Annotated in this window: 24 protein-coding genes and 2 pseudogenes; 8 read left to right on the top strand and 18 right to left on the bottom strand. The window is 65.4% G+C overall.

The genetic code is table 11. The features are described 5' to 3' along the window. Positions 1-28: 28 nt before the first annotated feature. A complete protein-coding gene (locus tag IB236_RS05160) occupies positions 29-1,207 on the bottom strand; it encodes an MFS transporter (RefSeq protein ID WP_056742744.1) in 1,179 nt (392 codons plus the stop codon). A gap of 194 nt (positions 1,208-1,401) precedes the next feature. Then, positions 1,402-1,998 (bottom strand): adenylyl-sulfate kinase, encoded by a 597-nt coding sequence (gene cysC / locus IB236_RS05155; RefSeq protein WP_146870749.1) that lies wholly within the window; start codon positions 1,996-1,998, stop codon positions 1,402-1,404. 134 nt (positions 1,999-2,132) lie between these two features. Here cysC and uvrA point away from each other — a divergent pair, with 134 nt between their 5' ends. Then, positions 2,133-5,198, top strand: a complete 3,066-nt coding sequence (gene uvrA, locus IB236_RS05150) for an excinuclease ABC subunit UvrA (protein WP_192419269.1) — start codon at positions 2,133-2,135, stop codon at positions 5,196-5,198. Between the two features lie 13 nt (positions 5,199-5,211). Here uvrA and IB236_RS05145 read toward each other — a convergent pair whose 3' ends face one another. The 7 genes from IB236_RS05145 to IB236_RS05115 form a co-directional block, all read right to left on the bottom strand. Beyond that, positions 5,212-5,784 carry a DUF1439 domain-containing protein gene (locus IB236_RS05145; RefSeq protein WP_192419267.1) on the bottom strand — a complete coding sequence of 191 codons (573 nt, stop codon included), beginning with the start codon at positions 5,782-5,784 and terminating at the stop codon, positions 5,212-5,214. Between the two features lie 210 nt (positions 5,785-5,994). Continuing rightward, entirely contained in the window at positions 5,995-6,246 is a 252-nt protein-coding gene (locus tag IB236_RS05140) for a hypothetical protein (RefSeq protein ID WP_056056666.1), read from the bottom strand. A 155-nt stretch (positions 6,247-6,401) separates the two neighbouring features. Further along, positions 6,402-6,902 (bottom strand): GNAT family N-acetyltransferase, encoded by a 501-nt coding sequence (locus IB236_RS05135; protein ID WP_192419265.1) that lies wholly within the window; start codon positions 6,900-6,902, stop codon positions 6,402-6,404. A gap of 63 nt (positions 6,903-6,965) precedes the next feature. Next, positions 6,966-7,844, bottom strand: coding sequence for a PA4780 family RIO1-like protein kinase (locus tag IB236_RS05130; protein WP_056742748.1), 879 nt, complete (start codon positions 7,842-7,844; stop codon positions 6,966-6,968). 245 nt (positions 7,845-8,089) lie between these two features. Next, positions 8,090-8,506 (bottom strand): hypothetical protein, encoded by a 417-nt coding sequence (locus IB236_RS05125; RefSeq protein ID WP_192419263.1) that lies wholly within the window; start codon positions 8,504-8,506, stop codon positions 8,090-8,092. A gap of 225 nt (positions 8,507-8,731) precedes the next feature. Beyond that, positions 8,732-9,541, bottom strand: coding sequence for a tRNA-uridine aminocarboxypropyltransferase (locus IB236_RS05120; protein ID WP_370539883.1), 810 nt, complete (start codon positions 9,539-9,541; stop codon positions 8,732-8,734). Between the two features lie 29 nt (positions 9,542-9,570). After that, entirely contained in the window at positions 9,571-10,191 is a 621-nt protein-coding gene (locus tag IB236_RS05115; protein WP_192419261.1) for a trans-aconitate 2-methyltransferase, read from the bottom strand. 124 nt (positions 10,192-10,315) lie between these two features. On the opposite strand from IB236_RS05115, the gene IB236_RS05110 reads away from it, so the two are divergent. The 4 genes from IB236_RS05110 (at position 10,316) to IB236_RS05095 (ending at position 13,952) form a co-directional block, all read left to right on the top strand. Further along, positions 10,316-11,572, top strand: a complete 1,257-nt coding sequence (locus IB236_RS05110; protein ID WP_192419257.1) for a helix-turn-helix domain-containing protein — start codon at positions 10,316-10,318, stop codon at positions 11,570-11,572. A gap of 44 nt (positions 11,573-11,616) precedes the next feature. After that, on the top strand, positions 11,617-12,309 hold the full coding sequence (locus IB236_RS05105) for a PQQ-binding-like beta-propeller repeat protein (protein ID WP_192419256.1): 693 nt from the start codon (positions 11,617-11,619) through the stop codon (positions 12,307-12,309). A gap of 184 nt (positions 12,310-12,493) precedes the next feature. Then, entirely contained in the window at positions 12,494-13,315 is an 822-nt protein-coding gene (locus IB236_RS05100; RefSeq protein WP_192419254.1) for a DUF899 domain-containing protein, read from the top strand. Positions 13,316-13,340: 25 nt separating this feature from the next. Then, the gene (locus IB236_RS05095; protein ID WP_192419253.1) at positions 13,341-13,952 is read left to right on the top strand and encodes a hypothetical protein; all 612 of its coding nucleotides are present in this window, start codon (positions 13,341-13,343) and stop codon (positions 13,950-13,952) included. Here IB236_RS05095 and IB236_RS05090 read toward each other — a convergent pair whose 3' ends face one another. After that, on the bottom strand, positions 13,953-14,336 hold the full coding sequence (locus IB236_RS05090; protein WP_056056657.1) for a VOC family protein: 384 nt from the start codon (positions 14,334-14,336) through the stop codon (positions 13,953-13,955). A 325-nt stretch (positions 14,337-14,661) separates the two neighbouring features. On the opposite strand from IB236_RS05090, the gene IB236_RS05085 reads away from it, so the two are divergent. Beyond that, on the top strand, positions 14,662-15,258 hold the full coding sequence (locus tag IB236_RS05085; protein WP_056742760.1) for a flavin reductase family protein: 597 nt from the start codon (positions 14,662-14,664) through the stop codon (positions 15,256-15,258). Positions 15,259-15,364: 106 nt separating this feature from the next. On the opposite strand, the gene IB236_RS05080 is transcribed toward IB236_RS05085, so the two are convergent. The 3 genes and pseudogenes from IB236_RS05080 to IB236_RS05070 form a co-directional block, all read right to left on the bottom strand. After that, a complete protein-coding gene (locus IB236_RS05080; protein ID WP_192419252.1) occupies positions 15,365-16,786 on the bottom strand; it encodes a DUF2130 domain-containing protein in 1,422 nt (473 codons plus the stop codon). Between the two features lie 235 nt (positions 16,787-17,021). Beyond that, positions 17,022-18,527 (bottom strand): hypothetical protein, encoded by a 1,506-nt coding sequence (locus IB236_RS05075; RefSeq protein ID WP_192419251.1) that lies wholly within the window; start codon positions 18,525-18,527, stop codon positions 17,022-17,024. 143 nt (positions 18,528-18,670) lie between these two features. Beyond that, positions 18,671-19,147, bottom strand: a pseudogene (locus IB236_RS05070) (nuclease-related domain-containing protein); the annotation flags it as partial. Between the two features lie 307 nt (positions 19,148-19,454). Between IB236_RS05070 and IB236_RS05065 the strand changes: the two are divergent. Further along, positions 19,455-20,762 carry an MFS transporter gene (locus tag IB236_RS05065; protein ID WP_192419250.1) on the top strand — a complete coding sequence of 436 codons (1,308 nt, stop codon included), beginning with the start codon at positions 19,455-19,457 and terminating at the stop codon, positions 20,760-20,762. 36 nt (positions 20,763-20,798) lie between these two features. On the opposite strand, the gene IB236_RS05060 is transcribed toward IB236_RS05065, so the two are convergent. After that, complete coding sequence (locus tag IB236_RS05060) at positions 20,799-21,554, bottom strand: tyrosine-protein phosphatase (RefSeq protein ID WP_192419763.1); 756 nt, start codon at positions 21,552-21,554, stop codon at positions 20,799-20,801. Positions 21,555-21,748: 194 nt separating this feature from the next. Here IB236_RS05060 and IB236_RS24285 point away from each other — a divergent pair, with 194 nt between their 5' ends. Next, positions 21,749-22,579: a helix-turn-helix domain-containing protein gene (locus IB236_RS24285; protein ID WP_370539890.1), complete on the top strand. Its 831-nt coding sequence runs from the start codon at positions 21,749-21,751 to the stop codon at positions 22,577-22,579. 53 nt (positions 22,580-22,632) lie between these two features. Here IB236_RS24285 and IB236_RS24280 read toward each other — a convergent pair. From IB236_RS24280 to IB236_RS05040, 4 genes and pseudogenes are all read right to left on the bottom strand, one after another. Continuing rightward, positions 22,633-22,878 (bottom strand): annotated as a pseudogene (locus IB236_RS24280) (DUF2834 domain-containing protein); the annotation flags it as partial. A gap of 147 nt (positions 22,879-23,025) precedes the next feature. Continuing rightward, entirely contained in the window at positions 23,026-23,376 is a 351-nt protein-coding gene (locus IB236_RS05050) for a DUF4124 domain-containing protein (protein ID WP_192419248.1), read from the bottom strand. A gap of 67 nt (positions 23,377-23,443) precedes the next feature. After that, entirely contained in the window at positions 23,444-24,046 is a 603-nt protein-coding gene (locus tag IB236_RS05045) for a YbhB/YbcL family Raf kinase inhibitor-like protein (RefSeq protein WP_192419246.1), read from the bottom strand. Between the two features lie 115 nt (positions 24,047-24,161). Beyond that, on the bottom strand, positions 24,162-24,938 hold the full coding sequence (locus tag IB236_RS05040; RefSeq protein ID WP_225580978.1) for a helix-turn-helix transcriptional regulator: 777 nt from the start codon (positions 24,936-24,938) through the stop codon (positions 24,162-24,164). Between the last annotated feature and the right edge of the window lie 40 nt (positions 24,939-24,978).

The following is a 24,978-nucleotide window of genomic DNA, read 5'->3' as shown; positions in this document are numbered from 1 at the left end:
CCCTGACGGCGTGGCACGGCTTGGCGGTTCAGTGCCCGCCACGCCCCACGGGCCGCAGCGGCCAGGTCAGCACCAGCCACAGAGCCGTGAGCGCCGTGGTCACGGCAAACAGACCTGGAGCCCCAGCCCATTTCACCAGCGCGCCACCCATCGCACCGCCCGCAAACAGGCCCAGAGACTGCAGGGTGTTGTAGCTGCCCAGCGCGGCGCCGCGCAGCTGGGCTGGCGCCATGCGCGACACCAGGCTGGGCTGGCTGGCCTCCAGCGCATTGAATCCGCAGAAAAAGACGAACAGCAAAGGCCCCAGCACCCACAGCGTGGCAGGCACACCGCTGGCCGCCAGCAGGCCCAGCCCCGCCTGCACCACCAGCACCAGGGCAATGGCTCCGAGCAGGGCTGCGCGCAGTCGGCCCGCACGCTCCAGCGCAAACAGTCCGCCCATGGCGGCAAACGACAGCACCACGGCGGGCAGGTACACCTGCCAGTGGTGGTCTTTGGTGAGTCCTGCCTGTACCAGCATCGCGGGTACGGCCACCCACATGGACAGCTGTACGGTGTGCAGCACAAACACGCCGAGGTTCAGGCGCAGCAGGTCAGGGTGTCCCCACACATCGGCCAGGCGGCCCCGGGGGGCGTTCCGATGCAGCGCAGGCTCGGGCGGCACCCACCACACCACCACGGCCACACCGGCCAGGGCCAGCGCACAGGTCAGGCCAAACAGCCCCGCCAGGCCGATATGGGCAGCCAACATCGGTGCCGCCACCAGCGCCACGGCAAACATCAGCCCGATGCTGCCGCCCACCAGCGCCATCGCCTTGGTGCGCACGCTGTCGCGTGTCTGGTCGGCCAGCAGCGCGGTCACGGCTGCCGACACAGCCCCTGCACCCTGCAGCGCCCGGCCCAGCAGCAGTCCGGTCAGAGAATCCGCCAGCGCAGCCATCAGACTGCCGCCTGCGAAGACGAGCAGACCGAGCACGATCACCCGCTTGCGCCCGAAGCGGTCAGACGCGATGCCCAGCGGCAGCTGCAGGACTGCCTGCGTCAGGCCGTAGATACCCATGGCCAGACCCACCAGTGCAGGGTCGTCGCCACCGGGGTACTTGCGTGCCTCCAGGGCAAACACGGGCAGCACCAGGAACAGGCCCAGCATGCGTAGCGCAAAAATGAGGGCCAGGCTTACGCTGGAGCGACGCTCCAGCGCGGTCATTGCGGTGCCAAATGAAGGTGACGACAAGGGGGGCAGGGCAGCGCCCCGTAATGAAGAAGGAGATTCCGGCACGGTGGTGCCCTGTAGGGCAGATAAAGCGGGGATTTTCGCCCATGGCGCAGAAACCTGGATGCGACCTGGGCACCAAGCCATCTCGCCAAGGCAGGGCGGACAGGCGTTGTCAACTCAAATAGTCACAGCAGACGGCAGATTTTTTGCACACATTCCTGCGGCGTGATCTGCGCTGTTGCCAGCACAAGCTCTGGCGCCAGCGGGGGTTCATAGGGCGAATCAATGCCCGTGAACTGGCGAAGTTGCCCCGCCCGCGCTTTGCGGTACAGGCCCTTTGGATCGCGCTCCTCGGCAACAGCCAAGGGTACGTCCACGAATATCTCAAGAAAGTCCCCTGGCGAAAACAAAGCCCGGGCGGTCTCGCGCTCAGCGCGGAAGGGTGAAATAAACGCCACCACCACAATCACGCCAGCTTCGACAAACAGGCGGGCTACATGAGCAATGCGCCGGATATTCTCTGCCCGGTCGGCGTCGGAGAACCCCAGATCCTGATTCAACCCTTGACGGATATTGTCTCCGTCAAGGATGTAGGTGCGCTTGCCCTGGTGATGGAGTTCTAGCTCCAGCGCATTCGCGATGGTCGATTTTCCGGCACCCGATAGTCCGGTGAGCCACACGACCCGGCCCGCATGACCGCCTAGTTGCTCCCGTTCCGCGCGACTCACTGTGAGCACCTGTGAATGGAGATGAGGGGTGTGGGGGCTGGTCAGATGGGGCATTTTGGCGCTGGCGAAGATACTGGGCATGTAATGGTAATGGGGTGGCGGCACAGACGGTTTCACGCAGGCTTTGGTGAGCAAAGCTGTAGGGGTTGACCTATCATGGTCGGTTTCCCTGCTGTTTACTTCATTCCGTGACAGACTCTCACTCCCCCATTGATGCCCAAGCCGCCGACAGCGGCCTCTACCTCGCCCGCGCCCTGCGCGAGCAGCGCATCAGCATCCGGGGGGCGCGCACGCACAACCTCAAGAACATTGACCTGGACATTCCGCGCAACCAGCTGGTGGTGATCACGGGGCTGTCGGGCTCGGGCAAATCCAGCCTGGCGTTCGACACGCTGTATGCCGAGGGCCAGCGGCGCTATGTGGAGAGCCTGTCGGCCTATGCGCGGCAGTTTCTGGGGCGGCTGGACAAGCCGGATGTGGACCTGATCGAAGGCCTGTCGCCCGCCATCAGCATTGAGCAGAAGGCGACCAGCCACAACCCGCGCTCCACCGTGGGCACGGTCACGGAGATCCACGACTACCTGCGTCTGCTCTACGCCCGCGCGGGTACCCCGTTTTGCCCGGATCACGGCCTGCCGCTGGCCGCTCAGACGGTGAGCCAGATGGTGGACGCCGTGCTGGCCTTGCCCGAGGACACCAAACTCATGGTGATGGCCCCCGTGGCACGCGAGAAAAAGGGCGAGTTCACCGAGCTGTTTGCGCAGATGCAGGCGCTGGGCTACATCCGCTTTCGGGTCGATGGGCAGATCTACGAGCACGAGAACCTGCCCCCGCTCAAGAAGACCGAAAAGCACGACATTGACGTGGTGATCGACCGGGTGAAGGTGCGCGCTGACCTGCAGCAGCGCCTGGCCGAGAGCATTGAGGCGGCCCTGCGCGTGGGGGGCAACGAGGGCAATGGCCGCGTGCTGGCGCTGGAGATGGACACGGGGCAGGAGCACCTGTTCAGCAGCAAGTTTGCGTGCCCGGTGTGCAGCTACTCGCTGGCCGAGCTGGAGCCGCGCCTGTTCTCGTTCAACTCGCCGATGGGCGCCTGCCCGGCGTGCGACGGCATTGGCCAGCGCGAGGTGTTCGACCCGGCGCGTGTGGTGGCCTTCCCGTCGCTCAGTCTGGCCAGCGGCGCCATCAAGGGCTGGGACCGGCGCAACGGCTACTACTTTGCGATGCTGGAGAGCCTGGCACGGCACTACGCCTTCGACATCGAGGCTCCGTTTGAGTCGCTGCCCGCGCCGGTACAGCACGCCATCCTGCACGGCTCGGGCGATGAAGAAATCGCCTTCAGCTACATCATGGACAGTGGGGCCTCCAAGGGCAAGGTGCACACCAAAAAGCACCCGTTTGAAGGCATCCTGCCTAACATGGCGCGCCGCTACCGCGAGACGGATTCGGTGGTGGTGCGCGAAGACCTGGCGCGCTTTCGCAGCACCCAGCCCTGCCCCGAATGCCACGGCGTGCGCCTGCGCCGCGAGGCCCGCCATGTGAAGGTGGGCGAAGGCACGCAGGCCCGTGCCATCTACGAAGTGAGCCACGCCACGCTGAGCGACGCGCACGCATGGTTCCACGCCCTGCAGCTCACCGGTGCCAAGGCCGAGATTGCTGACAAGGTGGTGCGCGAGATCGCCACGCGCCTGCAGTTTTTGAACGACGTGGGCCTGAGCTACCTGAGTCTGGACCGCAGCGCTGAAACGCTCAGCGGCGGCGAGGCGCAGCGCATTCGCCTCGCGTCCCAAATTGGATCGGGCCTGACGGGTGTGATGTATGTGCTGGATGAGCCCAGCATTGGCCTGCACCAGCGCGACAACGACCGGTTGATCGCCACGCTGCAGCACCTGCGCGACATCGGCAACAGCGTGATCGTGGTCGAACACGACGAAGACATGATGCGCGCCGCCGACCATGTGATCGACATGGGCCCCGGTGCGGGCGTTCACGGCGGGCGGGTGATGGCGCAGGGCACGTACGACGAAGTGCGCGCCAATGCGCAGTCGCTCACGGGCCAGTACCTGTCGGGCACGCGCACTATTGCCGTGCCCCAGCGCCGCACGCCCTGGTTGCCGGTGCTGGACCAGCCTGCGCCCGTGGTGGAGGCCAAGCCCAAGTCGCGCTTTCCGCAGACCGAAGCCAGCAAGCGCCGCGCAGAGCGCATGGCCGAGCACCATGCGCGCCAGGGCGCCGTGCAGGCGCTGCGCGTGGTGGGTGCCACGGGCAACAACCTCAAGGGGGTGACGGTGGACTTCCCGGTGGGGCTGCTCACCTGCGTGACGGGCGTGTCGGGCTCGGGCAAAAGCACCTTGGTCAACGACACGCTCTATGCCGCCGTGGCGCGGCAGGTGCACCGTGCGCATGAAGAACCGGCCGAGCACGAAGAGATCGTAGGCATCGAGTATTTCGACAAGGTCATCAACGTGGACCAGAGCCCCATTGGCCGCACGCCGCGCAGCAACCCTGCCACCTACACCGGCCTGTTCACCCCCATCCGCGAGCTGATGGCCGAGACCAACACCGCCAAGGAACGCGGCTACGGCCCCGGGCGCTTCAGCTTCAATGTGTCGCAGTCATCGGGCGGCGGCCGCTGCGAGGCCTGCCAGGGCGACGGCGTGGTGAAGGTGGAGATGCACTTTCTGCCCGACGTGTACGTGCCCTGCGACATCTGCCATGGCCAGCGCTACAACCGCGAGACGCTGGAGGTGTTGTGGAAGGGCAAGAACATTGCCCAGATCCTGGAGCTGACGGTGGAAGACGCTGCGGCCTACTTCAAGGACGTGCCATCAATAGCGCGCAAGCTGCAGACGCTGCTGGATGTGGGCTTGAGCTATATCCGCCTGGGCCAGGCCGCCACCACGCTGTCGGGCGGCGAGGCGCAGCGCGTGAAGCTGGCGCAGGAGCTGAGCAAGCGCGACACGGGCCGCACGCTCTACATCCTGGACGAGCCCACCACCGGCCTGCACTTTGCCGACATTGATCTGCTGCTCAAGGTGCTGCACCAGTTGCGCGACGCGGGCAACACCATCGTCATCATCGAGCACAACCTGGACGTGATCAAAACCGCCGACTGGCTCATCGACATGGGGCCCGAGGGCGGTGCCGGCGGCGGCACCGTGGTGGGTGTGGGTACGCCCGAGGAGCTGGCGGCCAACCCGGCCAGCCATACGGGGCGGTATCTGGCGCCTTACTTGAAAAAATCGCCCGCCTGAGCCCTGTTGGCCGTCAGGGCGTCTTGCTCACAAACGCCACGGCCAGCCCCTTGGCCGTCACGGTGATGGGCCCTGGCTGCAGGCCCAGGCCGTCAAACACCGCCGTGTCTTGCGGGCGCAGTTGGTGCAAAGTGACCTCGCGCAGCGACTGTTCGGCCAGCAGCGGGCCGTAGGCATTGAGCAGTTCGGTCACCGCCGGGCGCAGGCTGGGAAACTCCATGCGCCCCAGCTGGATCTGGTGGGCGCGCAGCGTGCGGTCGCTGGCCTCGTAGCGCAGCGCAAACTCCACCTCCAGGCTGCCCTGGTGGCTGCGCCGCAGCGCCGGGCCGGCCACATCCAGCGCCATGGCTGCGCCCAGCCGGTTCACTTCGGGCAGCAGGCGCAGGTGGGGCGCCTGCACGCTCAGGTTGAACAGGCCTTGTACCGGCACGTTGCGCGGAAACTTGGGGTCCACCATGGCCTGCAGTTGGGCCAGAGGCACGGTGTAGCTGGGCTGTGCCAGCGCGCCCCGCGCCACCAGCAGCACCGCGCCGCCCAGGGCAATGCCCCGGGTGGCGTGGGTCAGGAATCGTCGGCGATGCAGCATGGGTGCTTTCCGTCAAAACCGTTGTGACACCGCGGTAGCAAAAAGGTGCCCAAGGCTTGCTGCAGGCGTTGTTACCAGAAGTTTGTGGATCTTGTGGCGATAGCGCTGGTGCTATATGCCTTGGGCGCTATCAAAATAGTTGCATTTACACGTGGGCTGCGGGATGGCGGTGGCGGGGCTCGGCCGCCACCGGTGCGACCAGCGCCGCGCTCAGCGCCCCACGACCGACCAGCCCGCCCGCTGGTTGTTCTTGTCGTTCTCGTACTCCCACGCGGTGCCGCAGCGGTCGCACACATAGCGGGTGATGGTGACGGTGCCGTCCTCACGGTCTTCCTTGCGGTTGCCGCGCTGCACCAGCTCGGCATGGCCCGGCGCTTTGCGCCAGTTGCGCTGAATGCCCTGGCAGGGCTCGCACAGGGCCATGGGTTTGAGTTCGTTCTGTCGGGCCAGGTCTTTGGTCATGGGGTGGCAGCCGTCGTGGCTGGTATGTGGGTGGGTTTGTGTGTGCGGGGCGGCTACTGTAAGGCACCTGCAGGTGCAGGGGCACAGCGCTGTGGTTTCATTTCAAGCCAAATTGGCCTCTGGCGCTTGATTGATAAGCGCAACTAGCTATCAAATCAGGACTGATCCCTCAGGCGTGCTGCCAGGGCCTTGGCCATGCGCGCGTTGTGCAGCACCACGCCCGCGCGCTCCACCTGCTGGCGCGCTTCCACCACGAAGCCCTGGGCGGCAAAAAAGGGCTCGGCGGTCAGGCTGACGTGCGCGTGCAACTGGGTGATGCCGCGCTGCGCCGCTTGCGCGTGGATGTGCGCCATCAGCGCCCGGGCCACGCCCTGTCGTGCGAACTCCGGGGCCACGAAGAACATGTCGATATAGCCGTTGGCCTGCAGGTCGGCAAACCCGGCGATGGCGCCCCTGCTCTGCGCTTGCGCGATGAAGGGCTGGTTGGCACGCATGCGCTCTGCCCACTGTGGGGCGTCATGGTGCAGCGGAGCCCAGGTGGCGAGTTGTTCGGCGGTGTAGTTCTTGCAAGCCAACCCATGCACCGAGGCATGGAAAACGGCGCGCAATGCAGGTTCGTCGCCGGGGCAGAAGTTGCGGATGGGGATGAACGGCATGGCGGGCAAGCGACACTGAAAAAGGCCGCGATGGTGCCACAGCCCTGCGTGGTGGAGACGGCGTCAGCCCGCCGCCATGCGCAGCCTGCGCGCTGCATCTTCGTCGCGCGCGTCGTCAATCTCGCGCAGCACGGCCTGCATGTCCACATCGGCATGCGTGGGCGCATAGATGCCGGTGAGCGGCGTCTCATTGCTCAGCAGCCCGCTCTGGTACAGGCTCCAGATTTCGGGGCCGTATTGGGTGGTGCGCAGCTCGGGGGCAAACTGGCCGAAGAAGTCGCGCAGGTTGGCCACGTCGCGCAGCAGCATGCGCTGGGCGTGGTTGTTGCCCGCAGCGTCCACGGCCTGGGGCAGGTCGATGATGACGGGGCCGTCGTGGCCCGCCTCTTCACCTTCTGTGCCAGGCAGGTGGGCCAGCAGGATGTTGAACTCCGACAAGTCCCCATGCACCACACCCGCACACAGCATGCGCACCACCTCGGCCACCAGCGTGGCGTGGTGGGTGCGCGCGTCTTCGGGCGTGAAGCTCACATCGTTCAGGCGCGGGGCGGCATCGCCGTGGGCATCGGTCACCAGCTCCATCAGCAGCACGCCGTCGTGAAAGTTGTAGGGCTGCGGCACGCGCACGCCCGCCGCGGCCAGGCGGTAGAGCGCATCGACCTCGGCGCTTTGCCACGCGGCCTCTTGTTCTTGCCGGCCAAACTTGCTGCCCTTGGCCATGGCACGGGCCGAGCGCGAGTTCTTGACCTTGCGGTTCTCGGTGTAATCCACGGCTTGGCGAAAGCTGCGGTTGTTCGCTTCTTTGTAGATCTTGGCGCAGCGCGTTTCGTCACCGCAGCGCACCACGTAGACCATGGCCTCCTTGCCGCTCATGAGTTGCCGGACCACGGTGTCGATCAGGCCTTCCTCGATGAGGGACTGCAGGCGGGGGGGAGCTTTCATCAGGTCTATGCGGTAGGGGGAATGGGCCATTGTCGTTGCAAGGCCGGTGCCGACACGGTGCGCCGCAGATGTGGGCGCAAGCATGATGGTCGTTGATGGCTTTTGCGAGCGCAGCGATGCTCCGGTGTGACAACACCAACGACCCGGTTGCCTCAGGCGGCTGACGGCCGTGCGCACACAACAACGCCCGGCATTGCGCTAGGCAGGCCGGGCGTTGGTGGGACCTGGGTGCTGAACCGGGACGCTTACTTGTCCAGCTCGGCGGTCAACATGTCCCAGCTGGGATAAGAGCTTTCGTCCAAGGTGATCGCCCCCTTGCCGGCGACAAACTTGAAAGCGGTAGTGCCGGTGCGGGCGAATTCCAGCGTCTTGAGTTTGCACACTGCCGCCTTGGAGGGAGCATCGTTGCAGTAGCGCGGAGCGTTGTCCACGATGGTGCCGGCCGCGTAGCGCACCTGGCGCAGGTGGTCCACGGTCTGGAAGCTCTCCTGCTTCACCTCCATCTTCACATTGCATCCGCAAGACTGTTTGAGGGTGCTGGCGGCAGATTGCAGAGCAGGGGTCACCTCAGCCGCAAAAAAATCCCGTTCGGCCTTGCCTGCATGGGCCACCGACGCAACCGCCAGACTCAGGGATGCAATCACCAGCGCGTGTTTTTTCATAGTGTTCTTTCAATGGACGGTTTGGAGAACCTGTTCTCACAACTGCGGTCACCTGCCCCTCCCTGGCCGGCGGCCCGCGCTCGACCTGATGGTTCAAGCGCTGCGGATTGTGCCGCGCAGGGGCGCTGCATTCGCCGCGCTGCACCTTACAAAACGTGCATTTTTGTAAGCGTTCATGTCACGCCCATCGCCCACTCTTTGGGCGGTGCGCTGCCCCATCGCGCGTCAGCGCGGCAACGGCACGCACCGTCCTCTTGGGGGCTCTGGCGCTGCCTCATGTGTCTCGGTCACACCGCGCAGCCGCAGGTGCGTGGCATCGTCCGCAGCCACCGGCAACTGGTGCTTGGCCTGCAGATAGTGGTGGGTGAACACATCCAGGTATGCCTCCAGCGCCTGTGCGGCCTGCAGCTCGCCCGCCAGTTCCAGGCACAGCGCGCCGACCTCGGAGGTGCAGAAGTGGTCCATGCGGGTGGATCGGCGCAGGTGGTAGCGCGAGAGCTGCTCGGGCTGCAGGCTCAGCACGGGCAGGTGGTTGAGGTAGGGGCTCTTGCGGAACATCTTGCGCGCCTCGGGCCAGGTGGCGTCCAGCAGCACGAACAGCGGGCGTTTGCCCTCGGCCTGGGCCACCTGCGTGACCACGCGCTCGGGCGTCACGAACTCGCCGGGGAACACCACATACGGCTGCCACTGCGGGTCGGCCAGCAGCGCCAGCAGGTCGGGGTGCACTTCGGTGCGCGCCCAGCCAAACGCATAGGTGTCAGCCACCACATCAGCGATCAGCCAGCCGGTGTTGCTGGGCTTGAGGGGCTCGATGTCCGCCATCAGCAGGCACATGCCTGCGCGCGTGGGCAGCACGGGCCGCAGCGCGCAGATGCAGTGGCTGGGCACCAGGCGGCAGCCCGCACAGCGTTCGCCCTTGGGGCCGCCCCGGGCCAGAAAGGGCTTGGCACTGCGGGCCAGGCGCTCGGCGCGCAGGCGTGCCACCGCATGCGGTGGGACAGGTGGTGTGACGGACGGCGTGTCGGTGGTGGCCACGTCGGTCGCCGAGGGGGCTGCGGGCTGTGTCACCGGCCGCCCGCACGTTCCAGCGCAAACAGCGGCAGCTCTGCCAGCGGGCTCAGCCACACGCCACCACCCAGCTCGGTAAAGCCCTCGCCCAGCGTGCGGCGGTACAGCTGTGCGGGGTGGCGGAACATGCGCGGGTCGGTCACCTGCTCGTCCACCACATCCTGCTCCCAGTCCTCGCGCGCGACGGCCTCCACATACAGGGCGCCCCGGCTCAGGCGCGCCAGGTTGCGCATGGCCTTTTGCACGTCGGCCTCGCTCAGGTAGGGCAGCACGCCCTGGCAGATCACCAGGTCGTAGGGCGTGCGGGCCTTGTAGTCCACCACCGAGCCGCGCTCCCACCCAAACCGTTGGCACAGGTATTCGCTGAACTCCACGCCGTGGAACTGCGCCTGCGGAAAATGCCGTGCGATCACATCGCGCCACAGGCCAATGCCGCAGCCCACATCCAGCACCCGCCGCACGGGCACGCGCAGGTACTGCAGGTAGCTGCACACAAATGCGCCCAGGCGCTCGGTGTGCGCCGGGTCCACCACGCTGGTCTTCTTGTCGAAGTAAAAGCGCTGGTAGTACGCCTCGTCAAAAATGGCCGCGTCTGCGCTGCCGGTCACTGGTTTCACTGCTGCTTCCTTTTGCCAAGAACCGCCTGCAGGGGTGGCCGCACGATGGCGATTCGAGGTGGCTGTTCGAGGCGGCGAGTATCGCCCACGGGCGTATGGACCTCTGGCGGTGTAGTCTGCGGCCATGGATTCGCTGATCTCCGCATCCGCCCGCGCACTGGCCGCCGGCGACCCGCTGGGCGCCCTCAAGCGCGTGGCCCTGCGCGACGACCCCCCCGCCCTGGCCTTGCGCGGCATTGGCATGGCGCAGCTGGGCGAACACCCCCGTGCGCGCGACCTGCTGCGGCAGGCTGCGCGCGCCTTTGGCACCCGCGAAGCCCAGGCGCGTGCCCGTTGCGTGGTGGCCGAGGCGGAGGTGGCGTTGGCCATGCGCGACCTGGGCGGCTCACCCCGCCCGCTGCTGGAGGCGGCCGACACGCTGCAAGCCCACGGTGACACCGCCAACGCCACACAGGCGCGGCTGATTGCGGCGCGGCGGCTGCTGCGCATCGGCCGCCTGGACGAAGCCGCAGCGGCCATGGACGCCATGGCGACCGCCCCCACAGCGGGCGACCTGCCCCCCGCCCTGCGGGCCATGGCCGACCTGACCCTGGCCGAGCTGGCGCTGCGCTCGCTGCACATCGCCTCCGCCAGCGCGGCGCTGGACCGTGCGCAGGAGGCCGCTGAGCAAGCCCATGTACCCGCCCTGCTGGCTGAGGTGGCCCAGGCGCGCGCCGTGCTGGACCAACCCGCAGCGCGGCGCGTGGGGGCAGGGGGCGACCAGCCGCTGCGCCTTTCCGATGTGGCAGACCTGCTGGCATCGGGCGCGCTGGTGGTGGATGCATGTCGGCGCTGCGTGGGGGTGGGCGGTGGCCCCTCCTCCACAGACGCCGCCGTGTGGCAACCGCTGGCACGCCGGCCCATCCTGTTCACGTTGGTGTGTGCGCTGGCGCAAGCCTGGCCCGGCGATGCAGGGCGCGAGGCGCTGATTGCGCAGGCCTTTCGCACCCGCCACCCCGACGACACCCACCGTGCGCGGCTGCGGGTGGAGGTGGGGCGCCTGCGCGCGCTCCTGCGGCCGCTGGCGCGTATCGAGGCCACAGCGCGCGGCTTTGCGCTGCAGCCCTTGGACGCACGGCCGGTGGTGGTGCTGGCGCCGCCCATCGATGGCGAGCAGGCAGCGCTGCTGGCCTTGCTGTCGGACGGTGCGGGCTGGTCCACCTCGGCGCTCGCGTTGGCCACGGATGCCAGCCAGCGCACCGTGCAGCGCGCGTTGGCCGAGCTGGAAGCACAAGGCTGTGTGCGCTCCATCGGCCGCGCGCGTGCGCAGCGCTGGCTGGCACCGCCGCTGTCCGGATTCACGACGATCTTGTTACTCCCTGCTGCGCTGCCGATTGCATAAAGTGGACGCCAAGCCCCCACCGGGCCACCCCACAGGAGCCAACCATGACCGCATGCACCCACAGCGACCCGACACCCGCCACCCTCCGCCACCACCCTTCACAACCCGCCGAGATCGTGCGCGAATACGGCCCCTTTGCGGGTGCAGACAGCGTGCACGGCGTCACCCACGACGGCCAGCATGTCTGGGCGGCCACGGGGGCGCACCTGGTGGCCTTCGATGCCGCCACGGGCGAGACCCAGCGCACGCTGGCCGTAGCCAGCGATGCCGGCACTGCGTTTGACGGCAGGCACCTGTACCAGATCACCGAGGCGCGCATCGACAAGATCGACCCCGCCACCTGCCGGGTGGTGGCCTCCATTCCTGCACCCGGCAACGGCAACGACTCGGGCCTCACTTGGGCCGAGGGCAGCCTGTGGGTGGGCCAGTACCGCGACCGCAAGATCCACCAGATCGACCCCGCCACCGGCGCCATCCGCCGCACCATCGAGTCCGACCGCTTTGTGACCGGCGTGACCTGGGTGGATGGCGAGATGTGGCACGGCACCTGGGAGGGTGACGAGAGCACGCTGCGCCACATCGACCCCGCCACCGGCGCCGTGCTGCAGCAGCTCGACATGCCTCCAGGCGTGGGCGTGAGCGGCCTCGAATCGGACGGTGCCGACCTCTTCTACTGCGGGGGCGGCGGCAGTGGCAAGGTCCGCGCCGTGCGCCGGCCCAAGGCGGCCCGCCCCTGAGCAACTGACACCTTCAGCCCTTGAGCGACGCGGCGCCCCGCCGCACCCACCACCCCCTGCAACCACAGGCCCTGCGCGCATCACGCGATGTCGCAGGCCGGGGACAGGTGCGCCTGCCAGCGCCTCCCTCCCCACGCAATTCTCCGTCCCGCAACGTCATCCACCACCCACCAGGAGCACTCCCATGAACGCACCCACTTCCCACCCCGTGGTTTCTGCCGACGAATGGCTGGCCCAGCGCCATGCGCTGCTGGCCCGCGAAAAGGCCCTGACCCGCCTGCATGACGAGGTCGCCGCGCAGCGCCGCGCACTGCCCCGGACCCGCGTGGACAAGCGCTACACGCTGGACACCCTGCAGGGCCCGCGCGCCTTGGCCGACCTGTTCGATGGCCGCAGCCAGCTGCTGGTGCAGCACTTCATGTTCGGCCCGGGGTGGGAGCAGGGCTGCCCCAGCTGCTCTTTCATGGCCGACCACATGGGCGGCATGGAGCTGCACCTGCAGCACCGCGACGTGTCGGTGCTCGCCGTCTCGCGCGCGCCGCTGGCCGAGATCGAGCGCTTTCGCCAGCGCATGGGCTGGCAGTTTCGCTGGGCGTCGTCGCACGGCAGCGACTTCAACCACGACTTTGCCGTGAGCTTCACGCCCGAGCAGCGCGCACGCGGCAACGGCGAGGTGTTCTACAACTACGGTATGCAGCCGTTCCCCGCCGATGAGGCGCCGGGCATCAGCGTGTTTGTGCGCAGTGACGCGGGTGAGGTGTTCCACGCCTACTCCACCTTCGGGCGCGGCGTGGAGGCCATGATGGGCACCTACCAGCTGCTGGACCTCACGCCCAATGGCCGCCACGAGACCAACCCCGCCTACCCCATGGACTGGGTGCGCCACCACGACCGGTATGCACCTTTCCTGCCAGCGGCTGGGTCTGCGGCGGCACCAGCTGCACAGGCGCCACAGCCTTCACCGGCCCACACGGCGCCGGGCGGGTGCTGCTTCACACGGGGCTGAACCACACACGGTTGAGACCGCGACCATGGACGCCACCCTCTGGCCCTGGCTGGCCGCTGCGGCCATGGGGGCACTGCACGGGCTCAACCCCCTCACGGGCTGGGGGCTGGCCACCAGCTGGAGCCTCTGTGCGCGTGACCACAGCATGCCGCTGCGCGCACTGCTGCCCATGGCCGTCGGGCACCTGGCCGCCGTGGCACTGACGGCGGCTGCGGTGGGGTGGGGGCTGTCGTTGTCGCCAACTGCCCTGCTGGCGGTGGCGGGCGGCCTGGGCGGGGTGGTGATAGTCGCTCGCGTGCGTCTGACGGGGGCGGCGTGGCATCGCCTGCGCAAGCCCGCCGGGCCTGTGGGCATGGCGCTCTGGTCCTTTGGGGTGGCCACGGTGCACGGTGCCGGGCTGGCGCTGGTGCCTGCGCTGGCGCCGCTGTGCGGGGGCGATGGCGCGGCAGGTGGGGTGGCCTCTGGGGGCGACGGGCTCTCCACCCCCTTGCTGTTCGCGCTGGCCGCGCTGGGGGTTCACACCCTGGCCATGCTGGCCGTCACCGGGGCCATGGCCGCTGCGGCCTGCCACAGTGTGCAGGGCGCCCAGCGCTGGCTGCAACGCTACCGGGGTTGCAGCGGGGGGCCTGCCCGTTGATCAGGCCTTGGCCGGGCGGTGCAGGGCGCAGATCTTGTTGCCGTCCGGGTCGCGCAGGTACGCCAGGTACAGCTTGCCGCCGGGGCCTTCGCGCCAGCCGGGTGGGTCTTCGCAGGTGATGCCACCGTTCGCTACACCGGCGGCGTGGAAGGCATCGGCCTGCTCGGGCGACTGCATGGCAAAACCGATGGTGCCGCCATTGGCAAAGGTGGCGGGCTCGCCGTTGATGGGGGTGGTGATGCCAAAGGTACCAGTGGGGCCGCGATAGAAGTAGCGGTTCTTGTTGGCCACACCGGGCGGTACGCCCAGCGCCCCCAGCAGCGCGTCATAAAACTTCTTGGACCGCTCCAGGTCGTTCACACCGACCATCACATGACTGAACATTCATCGTCTCCTGTAGGCCCCTCAGGGGGCGGGTTGTGGCCAACGGTTGGCGTTGGCATGTTAGCGGGTGGCTATCGCCATCACCGGCGCGGGCCACAAGCCCCTGTGCGGCACTCAGGGGCGGGGGCATTGGGCGGGCCGTGCCGCTGGCCCCAGAGCGCCCCCACAGGCTTCATGGAAGCCGTTTTGAGGCAAAAATGCGCCATGGCGCCAGTGCAATATGCCTGAATAGCTATCTAATTGATAGCAAATTTCAGCAACGCCCACAGGCTCCACGCACTGCCCCATCCCCTGGTATTGCCCTTTGAACAGACCCTCACCCCCCATGCTGCCCACTGCCTCCCACCGCCACTTCACCCCGGTGCCCCTCGACAAGGCCTACCGCCTGCTCAACCACGGCCCCGTCGTGCTGGTGTCGGCCGCCCACGCGGGCCAGCACAACGTCATGGCGGCATCGTGGGCCTGCGCACTGGACTTTGCACCGCCCAAGGTCACGGTGGTGCTCGACAAGGCCACGCGCACGCGCGAACTGGTGGAGGCCAGCGGCTTCTTTGCTCTGCAGCTGCCCACCGTGCCCCTGGCCGCGCTGACTGTGGCGCTGGGCACCGACAGCGCCAAGACCACGCCCGACAAGCTGCAGCGCCATGGCGTGCCGTTGTTTGAAGCGCCCGGCCACCCGGCGCAGGCCACGCCCCCGCTGGTGCAAGGTTGCGCTGCCTGGCTGCTGTGCCGCGTGATCCCTGAGCCGCACAACCAGCAGGCCTATGACCTTTTCATCGGCGAAGTGGTGGCCGCCTGGGCTGACGACCGCGTGTTCCGCAACGGGCACTGGGAGTTCGACACCGCGCCGGATGAGCTGCGCACGCTGCACTACGTGGCGGGCGGGCAGTTTTATGCGACGGGGGCGTCGGTGCGCGGCTAGTGCCGCTCAACGTCCATGCAACCCATGGGGACGGAGCAGCGGCAGACCGGTTGTGCCCGCCCTGTTTGCAAGGCCCCGTCCGCCAGCCGCCTCACCCCGCCCCGCATCACTCCCCGTCCGAAATCCCCAACTGCTTGAGTTCTGCAAATTTGGCCGCCATCGTCGGGTTGCCGCGAGTCAGCTTCTTGATCGTGAGGTCTTCGGCCTTGTCGTTGGCCAGGCGCAGGTTGTTGGCCGACTTGTGCAGCGCCTCCTTGGTCTTCTCCAGGTCCTTGATGGCCTCGTCAATGCGCTTGATGGCTTCCTCGAACCCGTCCGATGCCAGGCGCCAGTTGCGCCCAAACGCGCCCTTGAACTCTTCCAGCTGCGATTCGAACTTGGTGATGTCCAGGTTCTGCGCCTTCACCAGCGCCAGCTCCGACTTGTACTGCAACGACTTCATCGCAGCGTTGCGCAGCAGCGTGATGATGGGGATGAAGAACTGCGGCCGCACCACATACATCTTGGGATAGCGGTAGAACACGTCCACGATGCCGGTGTTGTACAGCTCGCTCTCGGGCTCCAGCAGCGACACCAGCACCGCGTACTCGCAGCCCTTTTCGTTGCGGTCCTTGTCCAGCTCTTTCAGGAAGTCTTCGTTGCGCTTCTTCGTGGCGGTTTCGTCGCTCTCGTTCTTCATCTCGAACATGATCGAGACGATCTCGTTGCCCGCCTCGTCCAGGTCGCGAAAGATGTAGTCGCCCTTGCTGCCGCTGCGCGCGTCGTTGTCCTTTTCAAAGTAGGCGCGGGGAAACGCCGTGGCGCGGATGCGGTTGAACTCCGTCTCGCAGTGCTGCTCCAGCGTCTCGCCCACCATCTTGGTGGACAGGCGCGCCTTCATGTCCCGCAGGCGCGCAATCTCGCCGTCCCGGTCGCGCAGTTGTAGGGCGTACTGCTCCTTGATGGCGGCCTCCTCCAGCTGCTTTTTCACCACCACCAGGTTCAGGTTGTTTTGGAGCTCGTCGCGCTCCCGCGCCACCACCGTGACTGCCTCGGTCACCGCCAGCCTGCGCGCCACCTCGGCAGCGTCCAGTTGTGATTTGAGCTGCTGTATCTCGGCGTCTTTTTGGGCGGCCACGCCCTGCAGCTGCTGCGCCAGCCGTGCTTGTGCCAACTGGTCCGCTGCCTGCTGCGCCTGCCGCGCACGCTCCAGCTCACTCACCAGCTTGTTTTCCAGCGCGTCGCGCTGCTTCTCCACCGCGCCCAGGGCCTGCGCCACCGCCATGTCGCGCTCCACCGCGCCCGCGCCCAGCTGCGCCTTCAGGGCCTGAATCTCGGCATCTTTGGCCGCCGCCGACTTCTGCAGCTCATTGGCCACCTGGGCCTGCGCCAGCGCCACCGCATTGCGCTTGTCCTGCTCGGCCAGCTCCAGCCGCTCGTGCAACTGCGCGGCGAAATCCGCGTCCCGCACCTGCTTGAGGATGTCGGCATACCCGGTCTCGTCAATCTTGAACGCCTTGTTGCAGTGGGGGCAGATGATGTCGTGCATGGCGGTCACTGTATGTCGCGTCGCGTTGGGTTGGGGGAGCATAGCGCTGAGCCGCCATCGCCTGATGGCTGGATCGATGGGTTGCGCAAGTCACTGGACGACACCTCGTATCTGTAACGCTTCAAGCCACGCAGCGCGCTAGCTGGTCGCAGAAATCAGAGTGGAGAAAGACTGGGGCACTCGCGGTCGATAGCTCGGGAATAGCCAACGTATGCCACATCTTGATTTAGCCCTCTCAAGTTTTTTCGACTTCTTGAACACCTTTCTCCGTAAGTTTTTCGTTTGCAGCCAATCCAGCCTCCACCCGTTTTTCCTGTAGCTTTAATTCCGCACCACCTTTCTCAGCAATTTTTTTTGCCAGTGAAGATAGCCCAGGTATTTTTGATAGCGCATCCAGAGAATCCGACAGCCTCCCGCTTTTTTCTAAAGCATCCATCAGGGGATGGTCAGATTTTTTATAGTCTGTTATTAATTTCCCAGGATTTTCAGCACTTACCTGCAAAACGTTAAACAACAATTTGGTCCGCAACTCTTCCTTGATAGCTCCTTGATGTTGGAGAGTCTCAATCTGATTTGAAAGACCAGAAAATGTCTTACCAAGAACAGATTTATGCGTATATTCCTCGATTAATCGCTTGGAAAGTTTTGCCTTTTTTCCCACGGAATAGGCCAGCCACAATACAGGGAAATATATTGGAAAAATGGCAATGATAAGGCTTGGTGTTTCCTTGACGACGTCTACCAAAGCTCTTTTTTCAAAAGCCAATAAATATATATCAACTGCGAAAGGAATCATGGATATCGCTACCAATCCATATATTGCGTATGAAAATTTTTTCTCGAAGCCTTGTAAAAAAACTTCTTCCGCTTCCTTTTTTTTCTCGTAGGCCGCACTCAATCCTTCTGCCATCGCCCCTGGTAGCAGACCTGTAATTTGAGAATTTATTTTTTCATATCTCGCGCCGGCTTCTCTCAACAGAATTTCATAGTTATTCCTGCGCTCTATCAATAATTTTTCGTGCTTTTCCACTACAAGTTCTACCGTCTTCTCTACGGAGTTCTCTAGCCCGTCAACGCTCGCCCGTACAGAATGATAAGCAGACTCTAAATCATCTTTTAACCCATTAATGTGTGTGGCGTTTCCATCAGAGTCGTCTATGTCCTCTCCATAGATTTCTTTATGCAACTTATCCACTTCGCTTTTTCTAGCGACTACATTTCCAAGAATATTTTTCGCACTATCAGCCAGAGAATTAAGACTATCTATTAAACCCTCAACCTCCTCGACTGCATCGGGCAATTTTTTAGATTTTTCCAAAAACTCATTGGCGCTAACTATCTTTTCCGAAAGATCATTAACGCTTGCATCAATTCCCTCTTTTCTTGCAATGAAGTCATCGTGAAGGGAATCAACAGATGCAATCTTCTCGCGCAACTCTTCTTCCGATTCCGAACTCCTCTTTAGCTGCTCATCCAGATTTGCGACGCTTTCGATCAATTTATTTCGGTACGCATCAATCTCAGAAAGAGCCTCGCCAATCCTCGTCGAAGCTGCTCTCGCCGCCTCTTCTAGTTGAATAGAACTTTCTGCTGCTGCTCTTGCCTCAGCCTCTGATGCAGTAGCGCTACGCTCTATCTCAGACCGTATTTCTCTAAAATTTCTATCAACAACGTTATTGAGTTGATTAATCTCATTTTTTAGATCTAGAAACTCTTCATTTGTAGGTCCAAACATCCCCATATATATCTCCTTATCAACTATTGAAATCAAAATCTAAAGACAATCTGAGCATTTCATTGGCTTGAATGGCTGTCGTGCAAGTTGGGCAAGTTCGAGAAGTTTCGATATCGCTCTTATCGAAAGTAAGGCAAACTCTTTAATCAGATCACGCAATGCGGGGCGATGGTTTCGGTCAGGCCCGAGTTTTCAGACTTTTTGCGGGTGATACGAGTAAAGACCACGCCGTGCCCCCACGAGAAGGCCAGCTTGCCTTTATGCGGCCCTTCGGCTTGCACCAGCTGCGGTGCGCGTTCTAGTGCGTTAACTACCTGAATGGCGCAGTGGCGGGCTTGGGCGAGGGGGTTGATGACGACTTTGGGCCGCCAGTTGTCTAGAATGGTCCAGGTCTGCCGCGTGGCGTCTTGCACGGTTTGCAGGCGCCAGTCCTGGGTCTCCAGCACCAGCAAGCCCCTGCGGGCGTGCAGCACAACAAAGTCGGGGTGGGTTTGCTTGGGGCCGATGGGCACGTTGTGCCACAACAGGTAGTCGGCATCGACCTTTTGCTCCAGCCGCTCGGCCAGGCGACGCTCGCCGATGGAATCAAATGCGGACAAGCCTATTGCCGGTATCAGTGTCGCCATGCCGCCAGTTGCCCCCCTATGTTGTGCACTGCCTATCTTTGTATGCAGTTGTTGAGGCACTTTAGGTGGTGTGGCAGTGGGGCGCAACTTTTCGATGCCAAGCGTGTTGGCGGTCGCTGGTTGAGTGGACCGCTGCAGAGAGACCTACTCAGCCAAGACCATTCAAACCATATTGGCCTGTAGCGCTTATCCAATAAGCGCTAGCAGCTATCAATTTCATACCAACGAATTACCGACACCATGGCCCTCGGCGTGCACTGGTGCCGCCCTGCAAGTCCGTACAGTGCCGTCAGGTAAATTGCCCCGCATGCCGAACACTTCTTCGCCCCCCTCTGCCACCGCCCCCGCATCCCTCATCGACTCTCGCCAAGCCGCGTGGCGCCTGCTGACCACGCTGGGCCTGGTGGTGCTGGGCAACAGCAGCATGTATGTGGTGTCGGTGGTGCTGCCCGCCGTGCAGGCCGAGTTTGGCGTGGGCCGTGCCGATGCGTCGCTGCCCTACACGCTGATGATGGTGTGCCTGGGGCTGGGCGGAATCTGGACGGGCCGCATGGCCGACCGGCATGGGCTGATGCCGGTGCTGTGCGTGGGCGCGGTGGCCGTGTGTGGCGGGTTTGTGTGGGCGGGGCTGTCGGGCAGCATCTGGGGGTTTGGGCTGGCGCACGGGCTGATGGGGCTGATTGGCAGCTCGGCCACGTTTGCGCCGCTGATGGCTGACACCGCGCTGTGGTGGAACAAGCGGCGGGGCATTGCGGTGGCGATCTGCGCCAGCGGCAACTACATTGCGGGCGCGCTGTGGCCGCCCATCGTGCAGCACGGCATTGAGCTGATCGGCTGGCGCCACACCTATGTGCTGCTGGGCATTGTGTGTGGGGTGGGCATGCTGCTGCTGGCACTGCGTATGCGCCAGCGCGCGCCGGTGGCGCAGATGGATGCAGCATCGGCAGCGGTGGCGCCGGCCGCGTCGGGTGCAGCGCCCTCGCCGTTGCCGCTCGACCGTAGCCGCCCGTTTGGCCTGCGCCCGCTGCATGGTCAGTTGCTGCTGTGTGTGGCGGGTGTGGCCTGCTGCGTGGCCATGGCGATGCCGCAGGTGCACATCGTGGCCTATTGCACCGACCTGGGTTTTGGCGCAGCGCGCGGGGCAGAGATGCTGTCGCTGATGCTGGCCTGCGGCATCGTCAGCCGCCTGGTGTCGGGCGTGATCTGCGACCGCATTGGCGGCGTGCGCACGCTGCTGCTGGGTTCGGCGCTGCAGGGCGTGGGGCTGGCGCTGTTTTTGCCGTTTGACGGGCTGGTGCCGCTGTACGTCATCTCGGCCATGTTCGGGCTGTTTCAGGGCGGCATCGTGCCCGCCTACGCGATCATCATCCGCGAGTATTTCGCCCCACAGGAGGCCGGTGCGCGGGTGGGTGCGGTGATCATGGCCACGCTGATCGGCATGGCGCTGGGGGGCTGGATGTCGGGCTGGATCTTTGACCTGACGGGCAGCTACCGCGCGGCGTTTTTGAACGGTATGGCGTGGAACCTGCTGAATCTGTCAATCGTGGGCTGGCTGTTCTGGCGCGTGCGCCAGCAGCGCGCTGTGACAGCCCGGCCGCAGCACAGCCCGGGTTAGGCCGGGCAGGCGCTGCCAGCTGGCACCATCGGCAGCTCAGGCCGCCTGCAGATACCGCCCCACAAGCTCTGTCTGCGCTGCGGCGTCCACCCCCAGCACGTCCACCAGATAGGGCTGCAGACCGCCATAGTCGTTGTCCACCATGTGCAGGGCGGCGTCCAGAAACTCCTCTTGCACACGCCACAGCACGCGCAGCACTTCCTCCGGCGCGTGACTGCCCATGCCCGGCGGGCGCTGGTAGAGCGCGTTGGTGAGCAGGTAGTCGTGCATGACCACATCGCGCGGCACGCCCAGGGTCAGCAGGATGAGGGCGGCGGCAAAGCCGGTGCGGTCTTTGCCAGCGGTGCAATGGAACACGGTGGGTGCTTCGCTGGCGAGCAGCAGGCGGAACAGCTCGGCAAAACGTGGGGCGTTGTCGTGCACAAAACCCCGGTAGGTGTCCTGCATCAGGCCCACGGCGTCTTGCGCCGTGAGCTGGCGGCCGGTGCGTTGCAGCTCCAGCGCGCGCTGCACCACGGTGGGTTCGATGTGCAGTGGGTGGTAGGCCACGCCGGGCAGTGCGTAGGCATACGCGGCGCTTTCGGCCTGGCCGCGAAAGTCCACCGCGCGGGCCACGCCCAGGTCTGCCAGCAGGGCCTGGTCCTCGGGCGTCAGGCCCGCCAGGTGGTCAGAGCGGAAGATGCGGCGCCATTTCACCGGGCGGCCGCCGTGGCCGGTGTAGCCGCCGAGGTCGCGGAAGTTGGTGGCGCCCGCGAGGTGGACGGACCGGGTGGGGGCTTGCTCTTGCTGCATGGTGCTTGGCACGGTTGAGTGGTGGGTGGTGGGTGGGGATACGAAAGCAACAAGGATAGTCGGGCACTGCGGCAGCTGCATGTCGCACGGGTGGCTGGAGAAAGTCGAGTACGACGGCTGACTGGCTGGCCACCCACCCCGAAAGCCGCCACCTGCGCCACGTCGATATGCAGAATGCGGATATGCAGCGCTTGGTGCCCGTCCCCTCCGATTTGCAGCCCTGGCTGATGGCTGCCGTGGTGGTCAATGCCCCGGCGGCGCTGACGCAATCGCATTTCCCGGCCATGGTGGCGAGCATGCTGGTGGTGCGGCTGGCCGGGCAGGTGGTGTGCCGGGGCGCGCCCGTGCCGCAGTCAGCATGGATGAGCGCCAGCACCACGGCCACGGTGTATGAACACAGCGGGCCGGTGCAGGCCGTGGGGCTGGTGCTGCAGCCTTCGGCAGCGGCGGCGCTGTTTGCCAGTGCGCGTGGAGTGGTGAACACGCTGCGGCCGCTGGCAGACCTGGTGGGCCCTGGGTGGGCGGAGGTGGAACACGCGGTGCGGGCAGCCGCGGACGATGGTGCGCGGCTGCAGGTGCTGTGCGACTTCATCCGCCAGTGGGTTGCGCCGCCATCGCCCTGCGAGGCGCGGCGGCAACAGGCGCTGGCTTTGCTACACGCGGCCAACGACGATGCAAAAGACGCAGGCCAGCGTCTGGGCCTGAGCCAGCGGCAGTTTGAGCGGCGCTTTGTGGCGCACTGGGGCATGGCGCCCAAGCAGTTTCAGGTGATTGCGCGGTTGAACACCGCACTGGGGAGCGCGCTGGCCGCGCCCGACGGCCCTGTGGTGGAACTGGCGGTGGACCAGGGCTACTACGACCAGTCGCACATGGCGCGTGATGTGCGCAGGCTGGCGGGCCAGCCGCTACAGGCCCTGGTGCAGGGCAGCCGCAGGCCGGTCACCGAACACTGGCCCCTGCAGGTGGGCGCACAGGCGCAGCTGGGTCCGCCGCTGGAGGGATCAGCGTCCCTGCGCAGGCGTTGAGCCAGGTACAGCGGCATCACAAACGCGAGACCAATGCCGAAGCAAGCCGCGATGTAAGCCCAGCGCCACGCGCCCAGGCGGCGGTCGGCCGCCACCCAGGCCGAGAACGCCACGGCGGCCAGGTACACATCGCAGGTGATGCCGGTGGTGAGCGCGTTGGCAAAGGCGTCGCGCCAGAAAACATCGGGCATCACGCTGCCACCGGCCAGAAAGTACACGGTGTTGAAGTACCAGGGGATGGCCAGGCCCAGGGCGGCCAGCAGAAAAAGAAAAACGCGCAGGGGTTGGTGGTGGTGCATCGGTGCATGCGGCCCCCAAAGAAAGAGAGAGGCCTGGGGTAGTGAATCAATGCACCGATTGAATCTGTGCAGCCCCCTCGCCGGCTAGGAAAAAAACGACATGCCCACCACAGGCCTGCACGCCATCAACAGCTGGCCGCCAGCCGCTTACTGCGCAGGCGGCAGCGACGTGACTGCGCCATCCACCGGTAGCTCCTGGCTGCCCTGGGGGCAGGGCTGGTCGGTGTAGGCGGTGCGGCCGTCCCGCACGCATTTGCGCGGCTGCGGCGCCACGGGCTGGGACGCGCCCGCCGGCGCCGGGCGGGCCTGCGCAGCAGCGGGGCGCTTGTCGGGTGGCAGGGACTCGGGCCCGGGGCGGGTGATCTTTTTCCAGGCCTGTTCGGTCCAGGGTCCGGCCTGGGGCAGCCACTGGTCGGCGGTCCACCACGCCGCTGCTGCGGCGGCCAGCAGCAGTGCGGCCAGAAGGGACCAGAGGGCTCGTTCGCGGGGGCTGCGCATGGGGTGGGCCTGCAGTGGGGTGAATGACCACCAAGCTTAAAACATCACAGTGCCCCACCCCACACGGTCACTGCTGCCTGCCTTGGGCCGCAGGGCGCCCGTAGCGCACCGTGAGTGTGGCCTTGCCCAGGCTGTTGGCGTTGATCATGTAGCCCGCCAGCGCAGCGGTGGCGTCGGCAGGCAGGTCCAGGCGTGGCACCTTGAGTGCGTGTACGGTGAAGATGTAGCGGTGCGGCGCATCCCCCTCGGGCGGGCACGCCCCGCCCCAGGCGGCCACGCCGTAGTCGATGCGCACATGGCTGGCGCCTGCGGGCAGCTTGGCGCCGCCAGCAGCACCGGCGTCGGGCTGCAGCTCGGTGACGCTGGCGGGGATGTTCACCACTGACCAGTGCCACCAGCCCGAGCCTGTGGGGGCGTCAGGGTCATACGCGGTGACGGCAAAACTCTGCGTGCCTGCAGGCGCACCGTTCCAGCGCAGCGCGGGCGACTGGTTCTCACCTGCGCAGCCGAATCCCTTGAACTCGAAACGCTGGGGCAAGGTGCCATCCGCCGGAAAGTCGGGGCTGCTGAGCGTGAACGCCTGGGCGTGGGCAGCCAATGCCAGGCCGATGGTGGCAAGCGCCGCGATGGAGGTAAAAGCGCGACGGGGGCGTGAAAGTGGGTGGCTCATCCAAAAAGCTCCTTGCAGTAGCGGTGTGAAACAAGGACTTGATGGTGCGGTGTGCCACGCCTTCGCACTGGCTCGGCGGCATCAAAGGCTGTGCGCTGTGCGTCAGCCGAAGTAATCAGGGTCTCAGTTGCGAGGGCGGAAAGCCAAAACGCTCGCGGAAGGCCGCGCTGAAGCGGCTGTGCGACTCGTAGCCGCAGCGCGCTGCGATTTCGGACACTTGCAGCGTGGAGCTTTGCAGCAGAACCAGCCCCGTCTCCAGCCGCACATCGCGCAGGCACTGGCTTACGGTTTCGCCCTCTTGTGCCAGGCGGCGCTGCAGGGTGCTGGCGCTGGTGGCAAAGGCAGTGGCGATACGCTCCACCGTCCAGTCAGCCTGCGGGCTGGGGCCCACCAGACGGCGCACCCGCTCGGCCCAACCCAGCTCGCCGGGCGGGGCGAAGACGATGCCTGCCTCGGCCAGCATCAGCAGCACCTCGAGCGCGCGGTGTTCGCGCAGCGCCTGCGAGCTGGCATCGCTCTCCAGCGCGGCCAGGGCACGCCGGTAACTGTCTTCAAATGCCGCATCGGCCGCCAGGCCCGCACAGCCCTGCACCGCAGGCACGGCCGCAAACTGGCCGAACTGGCGGTGAAACTGCTCCACCAGTTCGGGCGCAAAACACAGCAGTCGCGCCACATAGCGGCCTTGCGGGGCGGGGTCGTTGACCACCTCCCACTGCGCGCCACGCGGCAGCACAAACACCCGCCCGCTGGGATAGCGGTGCGCCCCGCCCGGTGTGACCAGGTGCTTGGTGCCAGAGACCACCCAGCCCACCGAATCCATGCGCACCGTGACAGTGTGGATGCGGTGGTGCACCGTGGTGGCAATCTGCAACGACAGTGCGGGTTCGACCATCAATCTCTCCCTTGCGGCTCACGTTCCATCATCCGCCCGT

Source organism: Acidovorax sp. ACV02 (assembly GCF_014851475.1).
Taxonomy (GTDB): domain Bacteria; phylum Pseudomonadota; class Gammaproteobacteria; order Burkholderiales; family Burkholderiaceae_C; genus Acidovorax; species Acidovorax delafieldii.
This window is presented reverse-complemented; position numbering and strand designations above follow the sequence as displayed.